The sequence below is a fragment of the Stenotrophomonas terrae genome (assembly GCF_039674165.1).
GTDB classification, from domain to species: Bacteria; Pseudomonadota; Gammaproteobacteria; order Xanthomonadales; family Xanthomonadaceae; genus Stenotrophomonas; species Stenotrophomonas terrae_A.
In genome coordinates this window covers 1-16,776 of the sequence record NZ_JBDJMY010000066.1, presented here as the reverse complement: position 1 = coordinate 16,776, position 16,776 = coordinate 1, and the positions used below count along the sequence as shown (strand labels likewise).

The 16,776-nt window shown below is 63.8% G+C and carries 14 protein-coding genes and 1 pseudogene; 10 read left to right on the top strand and 5 right to left on the bottom strand.

The genetic code is table 11. The features are described 5' to 3' along the window. Positions 1-192: 192 nt before the first annotated feature. Both rho and trxA read right to left on the bottom strand, forming a co-directional pair. On the bottom strand, positions 193-1,944 hold the full coding sequence (gene rho, locus ABE493_RS18455) for a transcription termination factor Rho (RefSeq protein WP_346500682.1): 1,752 nt from the start codon (positions 1,942-1,944) through the stop codon (positions 193-195). Positions 1,945-2,169: 225 nt separating this feature from the next. Then, positions 2,170-2,499 carry a thioredoxin TrxA gene (trxA, locus tag ABE493_RS18450; protein WP_057628040.1) on the bottom strand — a complete coding sequence of 110 codons (330 nt, stop codon included), beginning with the start codon at positions 2,497-2,499 and terminating at the stop codon, positions 2,170-2,172. Positions 2,500-2,695: 196 nt separating this feature from the next. Between trxA and rhlB the strand changes: the two genes are divergently transcribed. The 7 genes from rhlB (at position 2,696) to ABE493_RS18415 (ending at position 9,650) form a co-directional block, all read left to right on the top strand. Then, positions 2,696-4,360 carry an ATP-dependent RNA helicase RhlB gene (gene rhlB / locus ABE493_RS18445; protein WP_346500679.1) on the top strand — a complete coding sequence of 555 codons (1,665 nt, stop codon included), beginning with the start codon at positions 2,696-2,698 and terminating at the stop codon, positions 4,358-4,360. A 273-nt stretch (positions 4,361-4,633) separates the two neighbouring features. Then, complete coding sequence (ftsE, locus tag ABE493_RS18440; protein WP_346500677.1) at positions 4,634-5,320, top strand: cell division ATP-binding protein FtsE; 687 nt, start codon at positions 4,634-4,636, stop codon at positions 5,318-5,320. Beyond that, positions 5,317-6,270 carry a permease-like cell division protein FtsX gene (ftsX, locus tag ABE493_RS18435; RefSeq protein WP_346500675.1) on the top strand — a complete coding sequence of 318 codons (954 nt, stop codon included), beginning with the start codon at positions 5,317-5,319 and terminating at the stop codon, positions 6,268-6,270. The genes ftsE and ftsX overlap by 4 nt, the downstream gene beginning before the upstream one ends. A 7-nt stretch (positions 6,271-6,277) precedes the next feature. Next, positions 6,278-7,120, top strand: coding sequence for a response regulator (locus tag ABE493_RS18430; protein WP_057628046.1), 843 nt, complete (start codon positions 6,278-6,280; stop codon positions 7,118-7,120). Then, complete coding sequence (gene ung, locus ABE493_RS18425) at positions 7,117-7,842, top strand: uracil-DNA glycosylase (RefSeq protein WP_346500672.1); 726 nt, start codon at positions 7,117-7,119, stop codon at positions 7,840-7,842. The genes ABE493_RS18430 and ung overlap by 4 nt, the downstream gene beginning before the upstream one ends. A 178-nt stretch (positions 7,843-8,020) precedes the next feature. Continuing rightward, positions 8,021-8,896: an RNA polymerase sigma factor RpoH gene (rpoH, locus tag ABE493_RS18420; RefSeq protein ID WP_346500670.1), complete on the top strand. Its 876-nt coding sequence runs from the start codon at positions 8,021-8,023 to the stop codon at positions 8,894-8,896. Between the two features lie 352 nt (positions 8,897-9,248). Beyond that, positions 9,249-9,650: a GFA family protein gene (locus ABE493_RS18415; protein ID WP_346500668.1), complete on the top strand. Its 402-nt coding sequence runs from the start codon at positions 9,249-9,251 to the stop codon at positions 9,648-9,650. 14 nt (positions 9,651-9,664) lie between these two features. Here ABE493_RS18415 and ABE493_RS18410 read toward each other — a convergent pair whose 3' ends face one another. Continuing rightward, positions 9,665-10,945 (bottom strand): NAD(P)/FAD-dependent oxidoreductase, encoded by a 1,281-nt coding sequence (locus ABE493_RS18410; RefSeq protein WP_346500666.1) that lies wholly within the window; start codon positions 10,943-10,945, stop codon positions 9,665-9,667. 127 nt (positions 10,946-11,072) lie between these two features. Here ABE493_RS18410 and ABE493_RS18405 point away from each other — a divergent pair. From ABE493_RS18405 to ABE493_RS18395, 3 genes and pseudogenes are all read left to right on the top strand, one after another. Then, a pseudogene (locus ABE493_RS18405) lies at positions 11,073-11,546 on the top strand (NYN domain-containing protein); the annotation flags it as partial. 102 nt (positions 11,547-11,648) lie between these two features. After that, complete coding sequence (locus ABE493_RS19465; RefSeq protein ID WP_430980818.1) at positions 11,649-11,924, top strand: OST-HTH/LOTUS domain-containing protein; 276 nt, start codon at positions 11,649-11,651, stop codon at positions 11,922-11,924. 16 nt (positions 11,925-11,940) lie between these two features. Continuing rightward, positions 11,941-12,561: a glutathione S-transferase family protein gene (locus tag ABE493_RS18395; RefSeq protein WP_057628056.1), complete on the top strand. Its 621-nt coding sequence runs from the start codon at positions 11,941-11,943 to the stop codon at positions 12,559-12,561. A 357-nt stretch (positions 12,562-12,918) separates the two neighbouring features. Here the strand turns inward: ABE493_RS18395 and ABE493_RS18390 are convergent, their stop codons facing one another. Further along, positions 12,919-13,206, bottom strand: coding sequence for a hypothetical protein (locus ABE493_RS18390; RefSeq protein ID WP_346500664.1), 288 nt, complete (start codon positions 13,204-13,206; stop codon positions 12,919-12,921). Positions 13,207-13,347: 141 nt separating this feature from the next. Next, positions 13,348-16,440 carry a TonB-dependent receptor gene (locus tag ABE493_RS18385; RefSeq protein WP_346500662.1) on the bottom strand — a complete coding sequence of 1,031 codons (3,093 nt, stop codon included), beginning with the start codon at positions 16,438-16,440 and terminating at the stop codon, positions 13,348-13,350. Positions 16,441-16,776: the final 336 nt, after the last annotated feature.

Sequence of the window (16,776 nt, the reverse complement as noted above, 5' to 3'; positions counted from 1 at the left end):
GGTGGGTTGGGGCTTACGGGGAATTCCAAATTTTTGGGCCGTGCTTGTTTGGGCTGGGGGTTTACGGTTAAAGCTTCAGCCGTGCTGGGCTCGGCTCTACAGGTGAGGTGAGGCCGCATCGCCTGCCCAATCACCACACAACAAAAACCCCGCTTTCGCGGGGTTTTTGTCTGCAGCCAACTCCAACCGGAATCAGCGCTTCATCGAGCCGAAGAACTCGTCGTTGGACTTGGTGTTCTTCATCTTGTCCAGCAGGAACTCCATCGCAGCGATTTCGTCCATCGGATGCAGCAGCTTGCGCAGGATCCAGATCTTCTGCAGCAGCTCCGGTTCGATCAACAGGTCTTCGCGGCGGGTGCCGGAACGGTTGATGTCGATGGCCGGGTAGACGCGCTTTTCAGTGATGCGACGGTTCAAATGCACTTCGCTGTTGCCGGTGCCCTTGAATTCTTCGTAGATCACTTCGTCCATCTTCGAGCCGGTTTCAACCAGCGCGGTGGCGATGATGGTCAGCGAGCCGCCTTCTTCAACGTTACGTGCAGCACCGAAGAAACGCTTCGGGCGGTGCAGGGCGTTGGCGTCCACACCACCGGTCAGGACCTTGCCGGAGCTCGGTACGACGTTGTTGTAGGCGCGGGCCAGACGGGTGATCGAGTCGAGCAGGATCACCACGTCCTTCTTGTGCTCGACCAGGCGCTTGGCACGCTCGATCACCATTTCGGCGACCTGCACGTGACGCGCTGCCGGTTCGTCGAAGGTTGAGGAGACCACTTCGCCGCGCACGGTGCGCTGCATTTCGGTCACTTCTTCCGGGCGCTCATCCACCAGCAGCACGATCATGTGCACTTCCGGATGGTTGGTGGTGATGGCCGTGGCGATCTGCTGCATCATCATCGTCTTACCCGCCTTCGGCGGCGAGACGATCAGCGCGCGCTGGCCCTTGCCCTGCGGTGCCATCAGGTCGAGGATACGACCGGTGATGTCTTCCGAGGAGCCGTTGCCGCGCTCAAGCGTGAAGCGCTTGCGCGGGAACAGCGGGGTCAGGTTTTCGAACAGCACCTTGTTCTTCGAAGCTTCGATCGGCTCACCGTTGATGGTGTCCACGATCGACAGGGCGAAGTAACGCTCGCCGTCCTTCGGGAAGCGGATACGGCCGGACAGGTGGTCGCCGGTGCGCAGGTTGAAGCGGCGGATCTGGCTGGGCGAGATGTAGGTGTCGTCCGGGCCGGCCAGGTAGCTGGCCTCGGCCGCGCGCAGGAAGCCGAAGCCGTCCGGCAGGATTTCCAGCACGCCGTCGGCGGCGACGCCGTCACCGTGGCGGGTCAGCACCTTGAGCAGGGCGAAGATCACGTCCTGCTTGCGGGCACGCGCCACGCCTTCGGAGATCTGCAGCTGCTCGGCGATTTCCAGCAGCTTCTGCGCCGGCATCCGCTTCAGGTCGCTCAGCGAATAGACCGGGAAGCCTTCCGGCACGCCCGGCATCGAGCGCGGTACGAACGGCTCGTTGCCGCCATCGTTGCTCATGCCGTTGTCGTCACGCGGACGGTTGCGGTCACGGTCGCGACGGTTGCGGAAACGGTCGCGGCGGTTGCCTTGGCCCTGACCCTGACCCTGCTGGTTGTTCTGGCCGTAGCGCTGGTTGCTCTCGCCACCGTCCTGGCCGCCCTGCGACGCGTTGTCGCCGGAGCTTGCGGACGAGGCCTGGCCTTCGTTGCTGGACGCCGCCGCGGCAGGCGCAGGGGTCGGAGCAACGGGGGCTGGGGCAGCGGGGGCGGGTGCGGCAGCTACCGGCGCCGGAGCGGCGGGCAACGGCAGGGCCGGCTGTGCGGGAGCAGAGGCACCGCTGTCGGCGCTTTCAACTGCTTTGGCAACACGCGGCTTGCGCACGCGCTTCTCGACAGGAGCGTCGGTGCTCCCGGTTTCAGAAGGAGTGTTCTCGGACAAGTGCTTGATTCCTCTCGCTTAGACGTGCGAGCGCCCTGCGGGGCTGCGAATTGGTTGGGATGATCCGGACGAGAACCCGTCCAGAGGGTGCGGCACGCGAATGCTGCCGGATGTAGCGACACTAACACCGCCAAGCGCGGCGGTGCAAGCGCCTGCAGAACCCTGTTGGGCCGCGGTATGGCAGGCCCGGTGGCCGGCGGCACGGGGCCGCCGGACCTGGCTGGATCAGACCAGCGCCTTGTCGATCATCTGGCTCAGCTGGCCCTTGCCGACCGCGCCGATCTGGGTGGCCTGGATCTGGCCATCCTTGAACAGCAGCAGCATCGGGATCGAGCGCACGTGGTACTTGATCGCGGTGGCGCGATTTTCGTCCACATTGACCTTGGCGATCTTCAGCTTGCCGTCATAGGCGTCAGCCAATTCGTCCAAAACCGGGGAGATCATCTTGCACGGGCCGCACCATTCAGCCCAGAAATCCACCAGGACCGGTTCGCTCGATTGCAGGACGGCGCTGTCGAAGTCGGCGTCGCCGACGTGTAAAACCTTATCGCTCACTTGGAGTCTCCTGGTGCAATGCGACTGCCCATGCCGGGTTGGCCGTCGCATTGCGGTAAACTGGGGCATTGCGCGGACAGTGGGCAGGGCCCAGGTGTCGCGCGACCCGGCGCAGGGGCCGCAGTGTGCGACGGTGCCCGAATCGATGCAAGCTGCCCGGCCACACTGACCGGCTGGCACTACAAAGACGAAATCAATGAGCGACAAACCGCTAACCGACGTAACGTTTTCTTCCTTCGACCTGCAGCCTTCGCTGCTGGCAGGCCTTGAGGGCGCAGGTTTCACTCGCTGCACCCCCATTCAGGCGCTGACCTTGCCGGTGGCTCTGCCAGGCGGCGATGTCGCCGGCCAGGCGCAGACCGGCACCGGCAAGACGCTGGCCTTCCTGGTCGCCGTCGCCAACCGCCTGCTCACCCGCCCGGCGCTGGCTGACCGAAAGCCGGAGGATCCGCGCGCGCTGATCCTGGCCCCGACCCGCGAGCTGGCCATCCAGATCCACAAGGACGCGATGAAGTTCGCCTCCGACACCGGCCTGCGCTTCGCGCTGGTCTACGGTGGCGTGGATTACGACAAGCAGCGCGAGCTGCTGCAGCAGGGCGTGGACGTGATCATCGCCACCCCCGGCCGCCTGATCGACTACGTCAAGCAGCACAAGGTGGTTTCGCTGCACGCCTGCGAAATCTGCGTGCTGGACGAAGCCGACCGCATGTTCGACCTGGGCTTCATCAAGGACATCCGCTTCCTGCTGCGGCGCATGCCCGAGCGCACCACGCGCCAGACCCTGCTGTTCAGCGCCACCCTCAGCCACCGCGTGCTGGAGCTGGCCTACGAACACATGAACGAGCCGCAGAAGCTGGTGGTGGAGACCGAAAGCATCACCGCCGACCGCGTGCGCCAGCGCATCTATTTCCCCGCCGACGAAGAAAAGCTGCCGCTGCTGATCGGCCTGCTGTCGCGCAGTGAAGGCGCCCGCACCATGGTGTTCGTCAACACCAAGGTGTTTGTCGAGCGCGTTGCGCGCGCGCTGGAACGTGCCGGCTACCGCGTCGGCGTGCTGTCCGGCGACGTGCCACAGAAGAAGCGTGAGAGCCTGCTCAACCGCTTCCAGAAGGGCCAGCTGGAAGTGCTGGTCGCCACCGATGTGGCCGCCCGCGGCCTGCACATCGACGGCATCAAGTACGTCTACAACTACGATCTGCCGTTCGACGCCGAAGACTATGTGCACCGCATCGGTCGTACCGCGCGTCTGGGCGAAGAAGGCGATGCGATCAGCTTCGCCTGCGAGCGCTATGCGATCAGCCTGCCGGACATCGAGGCTTACATCGAGCAGAAGATCCCGGTTGAAGCGGTCACTGCCGAAGTGCTGACCGCGCTGCCGCGCCCGGAGCGCGCACCGCTGGAAGCCGGCGAAGAAGAAGAAAGCGTTGGCAGCATCTTCCGCGAAGCGCGCGAGCAGAAGGCCGCTGACGAAGCCCGTCGTGGTGGTGGTCGCACCGGCGCCAAGCCTGGCGAACGTCGTGGTGAGCGCAGTGCTGATGGCAAGCCGCGTCCGCCCCGCAAACCGCGCGTCGAGGGCGCCGCTGCCACTGCCGAAGGCACGCCCAAGCCGCCGCGTCCGGCCGCCGAAGGTGCGCCGCATGCCGCCAACAACCCGGCCGAGGAAGGCGAGCGCGGACAGCGCAAGCGTCGTCGCCGTCGTCATGGCCGTCCGGTTGAAGGCGCCGAAGGTGCAGCACCGGCAGTGGCCAGCAACAACGGCCCGGTACAGGTACAGGCCAAGCCGATGCGCGCTGGCAACGACAATGATTCGTTCCTGACCCGCCTCGGCCGCAAGATCCGCCGGATGCTGTCAGGCAGCTGATCGCTGCGAAAGCCTCCCCTGCAAGGGGAGGCAGAAGGCGGTTGGTAGTGCCGAGCCATGCTCGGCAGGGGCTTCCCCAAAGATGCGAAGGTAGTGCCGAGCCATGCTCGGCAGGGGCTTTCCAAGCAATGCCAAGGTAGTGCCGAGCCATGCTGGGCAGAGGCTTTCCCGGTAAGGCCCCTGCCGAGCATGGCTCGGCACTACAGGGCATATCCGGCATTACACGTGACCTGCATCTCCGCAGTCTGCCTGCGCTCCTGCATAATCGGCAGGATGAGCGTTCTGCGTTTTGACAATGTCAGCAAACAATACGCCGGCGGCCACCAGGCGCTGGTGGATGTCAGCTTTGAAGTGGCGGCCGGTGAAATGCTGTTCGTCACCGGGCACTCCGGTGCCGGCAAGAGCACCCTGCTCAAGTTGATCCACCTCAGCGAACGGCCCAGCCGTGGCGCGGTCATCTTCGGCGAGCGCAACCTGCTCAAGGTGCGGGGCGGCAAGGTTGCCCTGCACCGGCGCGAAGTAGGCGCGGTCTATCAGGACCACCGGCTGCTGGTGGACCGCAGCATCGGCGAAAACGTCGCGCTGCCATTGATCCTGCGCGGCGACCGCCGTGCCGATACCGGCAAGCGGGTGCGTTCGGTGCTGGAGCGGATGGGTCTTGGCCATCGCGAGAAGGCACTGCCCAGCGAACTGTCAGCCGGTGAGCAGCAGCGTGTCGGCATTGCCCGCGCGATTGTCGCCGAGCCCAAACTGCTGGTGGCCGACGAGCCTACCGGCAACCTCGACCCGACCCTGGCGGCGGAAATCATGACCCTGTTTGCAGAACTGCCGGCACGCGGTACCAGCGTGCTGGTGGTCAGCCATGATCTGGCCCTGCTCAAGCAGATGCGCAAGCGCGTGCTGATTCTCGACCACGGCCGTCTGGTCGATGACATCTCGCCGCAGGATCTGGCCGAATGAGCAGCAGCAAACCCGAAAACACCGGCAGCGCCGCGCCGTCGCGGCTGTTCACCTGGCTCAACCATCATCTGCACAGCGTGGTGTTCAGCCTTGGCCGTGCCGCGCGCAAGCCGTGGGCGACCGCGCTGACCGTGGCGGTGATGGCGCTGGCCCTGGCGTTGCCGCTGGGGTTGTCTATCGCCTTGGACAACCTCAAACATTTCGCCGGCAGCGTGCAGCAGTCGCGCGATATCAATCTGTTCCTGAAGACCGATGTCGATGCAGCGGCGGCGCAGGAACTGGTCACCAGCCTGCGTGCACGCGCCGATGTCGGCCAGGTGCTGCTGCGTACGCCGGACGAAGGCCTGGCCGAGCTGCGGCAGAACGCCGGGCTGGGCGAAGCCATCGATGCGCTGGGCGAGAACCCCTTGCCGACCTTGCTGATCGTCACCCCGGCCAACGGCGATGACGCGGCCCTGGCCAAATCGCTGGAAGCGCTGCCGCAGGCCGATCTGGTCCAACACGATGCGCTGTGGCGGCAGCGGCTGGATGGTTGGCTGAATTTCGGCGCGCGGCTGGTGCAGGTGTTGTCGGCACTGCTGGGGCTGGGCGCGGCGCTGGTGGTGGGCAATACCGTGCGTCTGGATATCCAGGCGCGGCGCGAAGAAATCGGCGTACTGCAGCTGCTCGGTGCCAGCGATGGCTTCATCCGCCGTCCGTTTGTCTACCTGGGCGCGTGGTACGGGCTGGCTGCCGGCGCGTTGGCGCTGGGCTTGATCGCCCTGTGCGGGCTGGCATTGCGGCCACCGTTGGCAAACCTGTCGCAAAGCTACGGCAGCCCTTTCATCTTGCATGGCCTGGATTTGCTGCATTCGGGCATGGTGCTGGTAGGCACCACGATTCTGGGTTGGTTGGGGGCATGGCTGGTGACGGGCCACTTCCTCAGGCAGACTCGCCCGACTGAAACCTGAGGCCCGCATGTCCACGCACGAGCTCAAGCACCTGATCAGCGACGCACCCCGAGTAATGGTGGTCGATGGATCCAAACTGGTACGGCGTTTGATCAGCGACGTGCTCAAGCGCGAACTGCCCGATGTCGAAGTAGTGGGCTGCGCCAGCATTGCAGAGGCGCGCGAGGCGCTCGCCGCCGGCCCGGTACACCTGGTCACCACCTCGCTGGCCTTGCCCGATGGCGATGGCCTGGCGCTGGCCCGTGGCGTCCGCGAGACCGCCGGGCAGGCCTATGTGCCGGTGATCGTGGTCTCCGGTGATGCCCAGCAACATCTGGAGCAGCGCCGCTTCACCGAATACGTCACCGATTATTTCGACAAGGCGCTGGGCCACGAAGCCCTGGCCACCTTCATCCGTGGCTATGTGCAGCCCGAGCCGGTAGCCAATGCCACCGTGCTTTACGTCGAGGACAGTCGCGTGGTGGCCGAGGCCACCAAGCGCATGCTCGAACGCCATGACCTGCATGTAGTGCACGTGCTTACCGCCGAAGATGCGTTTTCGCTGCTCACCGCCGAATCGCTGGGCCGCACCACGCGGCAGGTGGATCTGGTGCTGACCGACGTCACCCTCAAGGGCGAGCTCAGTGGCCGCGATGTGGTTGAACGCATCCGCGTCGACTTCGCCTATGGCAAGCGTCGCCTGCCGGTGCTGGTGATGACCGGTGATGGCAACCCGCACAATCAGTCGGCATTGCTGCAGTCCGGCGCCAATGATCTGGTGCAGAAACCCATTGAAGAACGTCTGCTGGTGACCAAGGTGCTGTTCCAGCTGCGGCTGGCGCGCATGGCACAGCCGGCGGTGGTGCTGTGAGCGAAGACGGTACCCAGATCCAGCTTGAGCCCAGTTGGAAGGCACGCATCGGCGACTGGCTGCTGCGTCCGGAGATGCGTGAGCTGTCGGCCTTCCTGCGCAAGCGCAAGGCGGCCGGTGCGCATGTATTCCCGCCGGGCCCGCAGATTTTCGCCGCCTTCGATGCCACGCCGTTCGAGCAGGTAAAGGTGGTGGTGCTGGGGCAGGACCCTTACCACGGCTATGGCCAGGCCCATGGCCTGAGTTTTTCGGTCCTGCCGGATGTGCCGGTGCCGCCATCGTTGCTCAATATCTATAAAGAGCTTGAGACCGACCTCGCCATTCCGCGCCCGGACCATGGCTGCCTGCTGCCGTGGGCGCAGCAGGGCGTGCTGCTGCTCAATGCCGTGTTGACGGTGGAAGAGGGCAAGGCCGGCGCGCATCAGAAGCGTGGCTGGGAGGGTTTCACCGACCATGTGGTCGATGTGCTCAACCGCGAGCGCGAAGGCCTGGTATTCCTGCTGTGGGGCGCCTACGCCCAGCAGAAGGGCAAGGTCATCGATACCGGCCGCCATCGCGTGCTGAAGGCCCCGCATCCGTCGCCGTTGTCGGCGCACCGGGGCTTTCTGGGCTGCCGGCATTTCTCGCAGACCAACGACTACCTGGCCCGCCGCGGGCAGGCGCGGATTGACTGGCGTTTGCCGGCCCGGGCAGCGCTGCAGCCGGCACCTGCTGGCAGCTGAATTTCCTTGATCCGTGTCATATCGCGGTGACCTTGGCTTTGCTACCTTGGCGGTCCTTGGAATGCCTACGTTGCTGTCGCCTATTCAGGTTTGACCCTGGGTTTGCTGACAAAAACAGAACGCTGGAACTTTTTCTGTACCGAGCAGTCCAATAGTTCGACTGCTAAGATGAGGTCCTATGAACCTGAACACCTCCACTGCCCTTGTGGCAAACAATCTCCCGATTCCCAGTGCGCTCGGTTCGCTGGACGCCTACATCGGTGCCGTGCACCAGATCCCGGTGCTGTCGGTCGATGAGGAACAGGACCTGGCCCGCCGCTTCCGTGACGAACAGGACCTGCACGCCGCGCGTGAGCTGGTGCATTCGCACCTGCGCTTCGTGGTGCACGTGGCCCGCGGTTACAACGGCTACGGCCTGCAGCTGGGCGACCTGATCCAGGAAGGCAACATCGGCCTGATGAAGGCGGTCAAGCGCTTCGACCCGGACATGGGCGTGCGCCTGGTGTCCTTCGCCGTGCATTGGATCCGTGCCGAGATGCACGAGTTCATCCTCAAGAACTGGCGCATCGTCAAGGTCGCCACGACCAAGGCGCAGCGCAAGCTGTTCTTCAACCTGCGCAAGTCAAAGACCCGTCTGGGCTGGATGAACGCTGCTGAGGTCAGCGCGGTTGCCAAGGATCTGAACGTCTCCGAGCGTGAAGTGATGGAGATGGAATCGCGTCTGTCCGGCCGTGACATCGGTTTCGATGCGCCGTCCGATGACGACGACGATCATGCGCCGCCGTCGCCGGCTGCGTATCTGGTCGCACGCGATGAAGATCCGTCGCAGGCCTACGAGCGTGAGGACAGCGAAGACAATCAGCTGAGCCTGCTGCGTGAAGGCCTGTCCAAGCTTGACCAGCGTTCGCGCGACATCATCGCCCGCCGTTGGTTGGATGCCGACAGCAAGGTGACGCTGCAGGAACTGGCAGATGAGTACGGCGTATCGGCCGAGCGCATCCGCCAGATCGAAGCGAACGCGCTGAAGAAGATGAAGGCATTGTTCGCCGCCTGAGCAAGGCCGCAGCGATGAACGCCAAAGGCCCGGGGAAACCCGGGCCTTTGCGTTGTAGTGCCGAGCCATGCTCGGCAGGGGCCTTACCCATAGCGTAAGGCCCATGTAGTGCCGAGCCATGCTCGGCTGGGGCCTTACCCGTAGCATAAGGCCCATGTAGTGCCGAGCCATGCTCGGCTGGGGCTTCATGCACGGACCAACCGTCGTCGGTAAGACCCCAGCCGAGCGTGGCTCGGCACTACAAGAGCGGCGATGTCGGTAAAGCCCCTGCCGAGCATGGCTCGGCACTACAGGTGATCGCGCATGGCTTTCCCGTGTAAATTCGGCATTCCTCTTTGCGCCGGATCTGACGATGAAAGGAAACTGCCTGTGTGGTGCTGTCGAAGTGATCGCCAACGACAGTTCCGAGATTGGCCTGTGCCACTGCAGCATGTGCCGGCGCTGGTCCGGCGGTCCGTTGTTCGCGGTGCATTGCGATGACCAGGTGCAGGTGCTCGGCGACACCGTGAAAAGCTACCGCTCCTCGGACTGGGCCGAGCGTGGCTTCTGCGGGCAGTGCGGTACGCACCTGTATTACCGGCTGGTGCCGGACGGCGAGTATTTCGTACCGGCCGGCGTGTTCCAGGATCACAGCTTCGAGCTGGCCAGCCAGATCTTCATCGACGAAAAGCCGCCGTACTACGACCTGGCCAACCAGACGCCGATGCTGACCGGACGCGAAGTATTCGAACAGTTCGCCAACGGCGGCAGCTGACCGTGTGAGCCGGCTCAGCCTGCCGGCTCCTTGCCATCGTCCTCGTCGGCATCGCCGAGGATGATGCGCGCGCTGCGCTGGTAGCTCCAATAGGCCACCGCCCAGTTCAGCAGCACCACCAGCCGGTTGCGGAAGCCGATCAGGAAGAACACGTGCGCTGCCAGCCAGAACCACCACGCCAACAGGCCTGACAGCTGCAGTTTGCCGACGTGGACGATGGCCGCCATGCGGCCGATGGTGGCCAGGTTGCCCTGGTCGCTGTAACGGAACGCGGCAGGCACTGGCTTGCCGGCAAGGCGGGCGCTGATCACCTGCGCCACGTACTTGCCCATCTGCTTGGCCGCTGGCGCAACACCGGGAACCGGCCGGCCATTGGCCTGGGTCAGCGCGACCAGGTCACCGCCGACGAAGATCTCCGGGTGGCCAGGAATGGTGAGGTCAGGCTCGACCAGCACGCGGCCGGCACGGTCCAACGGCACCTCCAGCGTGCGCGCCAGCGGTGAAGCGGCCACACCAGCGGCCCACACCACCGTGCGTGCCGGCACATGCGTGTCGCCGAGCTGGAAGCCGTGTCCGTCGATATGGCTGACCGCAGTGCCGGTGAGCACTTCCACGCCCAGTTTTTCCAGCTGGCGGCGTGCCTTCAAGGACAGCGTTTCCGGGAACGAGGACAGCACGCGTTGGCCGGCTTCCACCAGCCGCACCTTGGCATCGGCCGGGTTGATGTGCCGGAATTCGTTCTTCAGCGTGTGGCGGGCGATTTCGGCCAGGGTACCGGCCAATTCCACCCCGGTAGGGCCGCCGCCGACGATGGCGAAGCTCAGCCACGCGGCGCGCTTGGCCGGGTCGGATTCGGCCTCGGCGCGTTCGAACGCCAGCAGCAGCTTGCGGCGCAGGTAGAGCGCGTCATCCAGGGTCTTCAGGCCGGGCGCGTCGGCGGCCCATTCGTCATGGCCGAAATAGGCGTGGGTGGCGCCGCTGGCGAGCAGCAGCATGTCGTAGCCGAGCTGGCTGCCGTCGCCGAGATGCAGTTGCCGGGCGTGCTTGTCGATGGAGGTCACCTCGCCCAGGCGGACCTCGACGTTGCGCTGCTTGCCGAGGATATGGCGCAGCGGGGCGGCGATATCCGGTGCCGACAAGCCGGCCGTGGCAACCTGGTAGAGCAGGGGCTGGAACAGATGGTGATTGCGGCGGTCGACCAGGGTGATGCGCAGTGGCGCATCGGCCAGCGCACGGCTGGCCCAGAGCCCGGCGAAACCACCGCCGACGACGACAAGATGCGGGTGTTGCGGCATGACGTACTCCGATGGGGCCGGTGAACCGGCCATGGGGGCGGGTTGTCAGCCGGCATCATCGCATTGATGTGCTTTGAAACAGCGATGACCGATACTGGCACTCAGCTTGTCGCCATGGAGTTGCCCCGTGTCTGAGCCTGAAAAGCGTATCGCGCTGTTGATCGACGCCGACAACGCGCCGTCGTCGAAGATCGACGAGATCCTTGTGGAAGTGGCTGCCTTTGGTGTGGCCAACGTGCGCCGCGCCTATGGTGACTGGAAGAACCCGCGGTTGAAGGGCTGGGAAAGCGTGCTGCACGAGTTCGCGATCCGCCCGATCCAGCAGTTCGCCTATTCCAAGGGCAAGAACGCCTCGGACATGGCGATGGTGGTCGATGCGATGGACCTGCTGTACGCGCGCAACCTGGACGGCTTTGCGATTGTCTCCAGCGATGCTGACTTCACCCCGCTGGTGATGCGCATCCTTACTGACGGCTTGAAGGTGTACGGCTTTGGCCAGCAGAAAACACCATTGGCCTTCGTCAATGCCTGCTCGAAGTTCATCTATCTGGAAGCGCTGGGTAATGCGCCAGCGGAGACGGCCGAGCCGGCCGCCAGCACCGCACCGGCAAGCAGCGAACCAACGAGTAGCGAAGCGACAAGCAGTGAACCGGCAAGTAGCGAGCCGACAAGCAGTGAATCGGCGGAGTCACCTGCAGCACCGATTACTCCGCGCACTGCCAATGAGCTGCGCGGCGATACGCGCCTGCTCAACCTGCTGCGTGGCGCGGTGGATGCGGTTGCCGACGAGCAGGGTTGGGCCCTGCTGAGCGCGGTAGGCAATCAGATTGCAAACCGGGCCTCGTTTGATTCGCGCAACTATGGCTATCGCAAGTTGAGCGACCTGATCGCCGCGACCGGTTTGTTCGAGGTCAAGCGCGCCGGCAAGGCATCGGCGGTGCGCGCGCTGCCGCGCAAGGGCGCGCGTGATGAAACCTGATGGAAGGAGTGACTGAATGTTGAAGATCTGGGGCCGGCGCAATTCCAGCAATGTGCGCAAAGTGCTGTGGTGTGCCGAGGAGATCGGCTTGCCGTATGAATCCATCGAAGTTGGCGGCGCGTTTGGTGGCACGCAGAGCGCCGAATACCGCGCGATGAATCCCAACGGGTTGGTGCCGGTGATCGAAGACCATGGCCTGCCGGTATGGGAATCCAATGCCATCGTCCGTTACCTGAGCGCACGTTATGCGCTGGACGTGCTGTATCCGGCAGATCCGGTGGAACGCGCGCGCAGCGAGCAGTGGATGGATTGGACCACCTCGAGTTTCGCGGTGGCGTTCCGTGATCTGTTCTGGGGCGTGCTGCGCACCGCGCCGGCGGACCGTGATGAGGCGCGCATCGCAGCGGCCTTGCTGCGCTGTGGCGAGCTGCTGACGCTTGCCGACGCGGCATTGGCCGAGCAGCCGTGGCTGTCTGGCGAACGTTTCGCGATGGGCGATATTCCGTTGGGGTCGTTTATCTACGCCTGGTTTGAAATGCCGATCCAACGCCCGGAGCTGCCGCATTTGGCGGCGTGGTATGCACGGTTGCAGCAGCGGCCAGCGTATCGGAAGGGAGTCATGACGGCGCTGACTTGAGTTGATGCGAGGATTTTTGAATGCGGGAATGCGGGAATGCGGGAATGCGGGAATGCGGGAATGCGGGAATGCGGGAGCGCAGAAGCAGAGAAGCGCAGGAATGCAGGAATGCAGGAATGCAGGAATTGCGGGAGCACAGGAATGCGAGCCCCTCTCCCGCTTGCGGGAGAGGGGTTGGGGTGAGGGGAGCTTTTGACTTTGCCTTGTGGTTTCTTTGCCCGGAAATGCCGTAGAAGCACAAACAACAGCAACAGCAAAAGCAAAAGCAAAAGCAAAAGCAAAAGCAAAAGCGCCCCCAACCGCCCTTCGGGCACCTTCCCCCGCAGGCGGGAGAAGGGAAGGCGCCTCCTTCGGTCTTTACAGTGGCTGCAAACGCCAAAGCAACGGCAGCAGCCAAAGCAACAGCAGCAGCCGCAGTCGCAGCAGCAGCCACAGCCACAGCAGCAGCCACAGCCACAGCCACAGCCACAGCCACAGCGCCCCCCATCCGCCCTTCGGGCACCTTCCCCCGCAGGCGGGAGAAGGGAAGGCGGTCTCCTTCGGTCTTTGCAGTGGCTGCAAACGCCAAAGCAACAGCCACAGCAACGGCTCCAGCACCAGCAACAGCAACAGCAACAGCAACAGCAACAGCAACAGCAACAGCATCCCATCCGCCTTTCGGGCACCTTCAACGCCAACGGGAGAAGGGAAGGCATTCTGCTTGCGGCGTTGCTGCAATGAAAAAGCCGCGCTGTTGCCAGCGCGGCTTTTCATCAACTCCGTGCGCTGGGCACGGTTACAACCGTCTTAGAACTTCCAGTTCACGCCGAAATAGACCACACGGCCTGCATAACCATTGGAATAGAAGCGCGCCTTGGTGTCGTTGCCCAGATGGGTGCGCGTCTCTTCCTTGGTCAGGTTCAACACCGAGGCACTCAGGCTCAACGCCGGGGTGATGTTGTAGGCGGCGTTCAGATCGATCTGCTGGTAGGGCTCCTGATAGAGATTCAGGCCGCTGACCAGGCCCTGCACCACTTCACCGCGACGGTTCCATGAGGCACGCAGCAGCAGCTTTTCCACTTCATAGAACACGGTGAAGTTGGCCTGGTTCTCGGCGCTGCCAACCAGCGGTGACTTGCCGATCTCGGTGCCGTCTTCCAGGGTGATCGCCGCTTCGTTGGTGTCGTTCCAGGTGTAGTTCGCCTGGAAGCCGAGGCCGAAGTCCAGCGTGTGCTGGGCGTAGAACTCCAGGCCCTGCGATACCGCATCACGACCACCGGCGGTGGTGGAGTAGTTCTGTACCACCACGGTCTGGCCGCCGACGTTCTGCGTTACGTCCTGCACCACCGGTACCGAGAAGTTGCTGACGTCCTTGCGGAACAGGCCCAGACCCAGCACCGAGCCGGGTTGGAAGTACCACTCCACGCCGATGTCGTACTGGGTGGCCTTGTAGGCTTCCAGATTCTTGTTGCTGCCCGAGCCGTACCAGCCCTGTTCACTGGCGCCACCGGTGAGGCGGCGGTCGTTGACGTATTCGGGGCTGAAGTACTCCAGGCTGCCCGGAGCGGCGATGTTGTTGTAACTCGGGCGCGCGATCACCTTGGAGGCTGCCGCACGCAGCAGCAGGTTGTCGGTCAGGTCATAGGCCAGGTTGAAGCTGGGCAGCACGTCGGTGTAGCTGCGGTCCAGGCCGGTGACCGCGAACGACTCTTCGCGCTGCTGGTCGTCCGAGAGTCGCCAGTATTTTTCGCTGCCGCAGTAGGTATCAACGGGCGCGCCACCCGGCACCGGATCGGTATCTTGGCAGGCCAACGGGTTGCCGTTGGCATCGTCGAAGAAGTAGTCGTTGTACGAGGTGACCTTGTCGGTGGAATCGGCGTGTTGGCGAGTGCTGACCACGCGCACGCCGACGTTGCCGCGCAGGCGCTCGGTACGGAAATTGGCCTGCAGGTAGGTGGAGTAGATTTTTTCGTCCACGTTGTAGACGAAGTTGTCCTCGTTGCGGGTCTGCATCGGCCCGTAGGTCTTGTTCAGATGGGCGATGTAGGCCGGGTAGTTGATGGCCGGGAACGCGCTTGCATTGATGCCGCCGGCCAGGTTGCCCATGCCGTAGATGAAGTCGGGCGAGAACTGCTGGGCGACGTCGTTGCAGCGGCCGTTCCAGTAGCGGTTGCCGTAGTCGCTGGCGTCGGTGCCCGGGCAAGCCCAGTAGCTGTTACCAGTGCTGCGGTGGATGCCGCCGTCACGGTACTTGACGCCGAACTGCAGCGATTCCAGGAAGCCGGAGTCGTTGTGCCAGGTGGTATCGATCTGAGCGTATTTCTGCTGGTTGGTGTTGCGGGTCCATGACGAGCCGGTGGAGCCAAGGTCAACCTGCAGAATGCCGTTTTTCAGGTTCTGCATCAGTTCCGGCGAGAACGCCATCGACGGTGTGCCGGTCAGGTTCCAGGAGCTGGCCAGGTTGCCCAGGTTCCAGCTGCCGTCGGCATTCTGGCTGCGCGGCTTGAGCGGCACCGAGAACTGCAGCGACGGGCCACCCTTGGCCCAGGTGCGGCCGCCCTTGAAGGAGATGTCGACCGACTCGCCGATCCATTCGGCGGAGAAATCAGCGGTCTGCGACAGTGCCTTTTCGAGGTTGTAGCTGCCGGTGATCTGCGGAGTCGGTACGGTACAGTCGTCGGAACCCCAGCCGCCCGGCTGCCGACCCGCCGCGATCTCTTCCTTCGTCGGCTCCTTGCAGTAATACGTTTTGCCCGGGTGCTTGCTGTAGTCGGCGCCGGTGACGATGGTGCCACTCGGGTCCATGGTCAGCCCATCGAGCAGGCGGCCGCCGGCCCAGTTGCCATCGCCCCAGTAGCGGGCGATGTTCCATTCCGGCACCTTGATGGTGTGGGTCTGGGAGTCCTGCGACAGGTCGAAGCGGAAGTAGTTCGCGGTCAGGGTGAGGTTGTCCAGCGGCTTGAACTGGAGGGTTATCTGGCCGCCCTTGCGCTCGCGTTCCTCTTCCGTGACGTCGAGGTTCACCGAGGTCGGCATCATGAAGCCGGTGTAGTACTTGCCGTTCTGGTCGTAGAAGCCGGTACCGCCCCACCAGTTGGAATTGAAGTCGGAGGGGTTGCCTTTGACGTCAACTGCAGTGCCACCTTCGTCACGGCCATACCAGGACCAGCCTTCGGTGCTGGCGCCCATGGTGCGGGTAGTGCGCTTCTGGTCGGTGTAACCGACGAACACGCCGAAGCGCTCGTCCTTGTCGTGCCACGAGTACGAGGCGGAAAGCTGGCCGTCGGTCTTCTTGCTGGTGTCGGCCCAGGTGCCTTCAACGGAGACGAAGCCGGTGTTGGCTTCCATGTCCAGCGGGCGGCGCGTGTGCAGGATCACCGTGCCGCCGATGCCGCCTTCGTCGATGCGCGCTTCCGGCGACTTGAACAGCTCGGCGCTGCCCAGCATGTTCGACGGCAGCAGGGTGTAGTTGAACGAACGGGTCGGGTCGCCGTTGGATTCGGCGGTGGCCACGTAGTTGCCGTTCAACTCGGTCAGGGTCAGCTCCGAGGACAGGCCGCGCACGCTGACGTTCTTACCTTCGCCACCGTCGCGGGTGATGATCACGCCGGGCACGCGCTGCAGCGCGTCGGCCACGTTCTTGTCGGGGAACTTGCCGACGTCTTCGGCGGTGATCACCTCGACCACGGCATTGGCGTCGCGCTTCTGCTCAAGGCTTTTTTCGATGGCGTAGCGGTAGCCGGTGACGGTGACGCTGTCGAGCGTGGTGGCATCGGCGCTGCTGGTGGTAGTTGCCTGCTGCGCCAACGCAACGCCGGGTACGGCGGCGACGGCGAACAAGGCCACGGCAATGGCGGCGGACAAGGTGTCCCGGCCCTGCTTGGGTTTGATCTGTTTCATTCCACTCTCTCCCTCTCCTGGATTGAATTGTCTGCTGAAACGTTGACTTGTATCGATCTAAAAAACCAGTGAAACCGGGGCCTGGTGGTGCGTCCGCTCAAGATCTGATTGGCGTCTGCCCGGGCTGCCGTTGCCGGGGATCGTGGGGGTGTCGATTTGGATCGATCTAAACGATTGGCGCGCATTTTTTAGCACAGCCTCGGGGCGGACGCATGTTGCTACGCAATATGGCCGGGTCGGTGGGATTGGCGGGGCAAGGGGCGGAAGGGGTAGTGGGGGGGGAGAATACGAGTGGGGAATTCAGAGAAAACGAAAGAGCGGACGGGAGGGGCACGA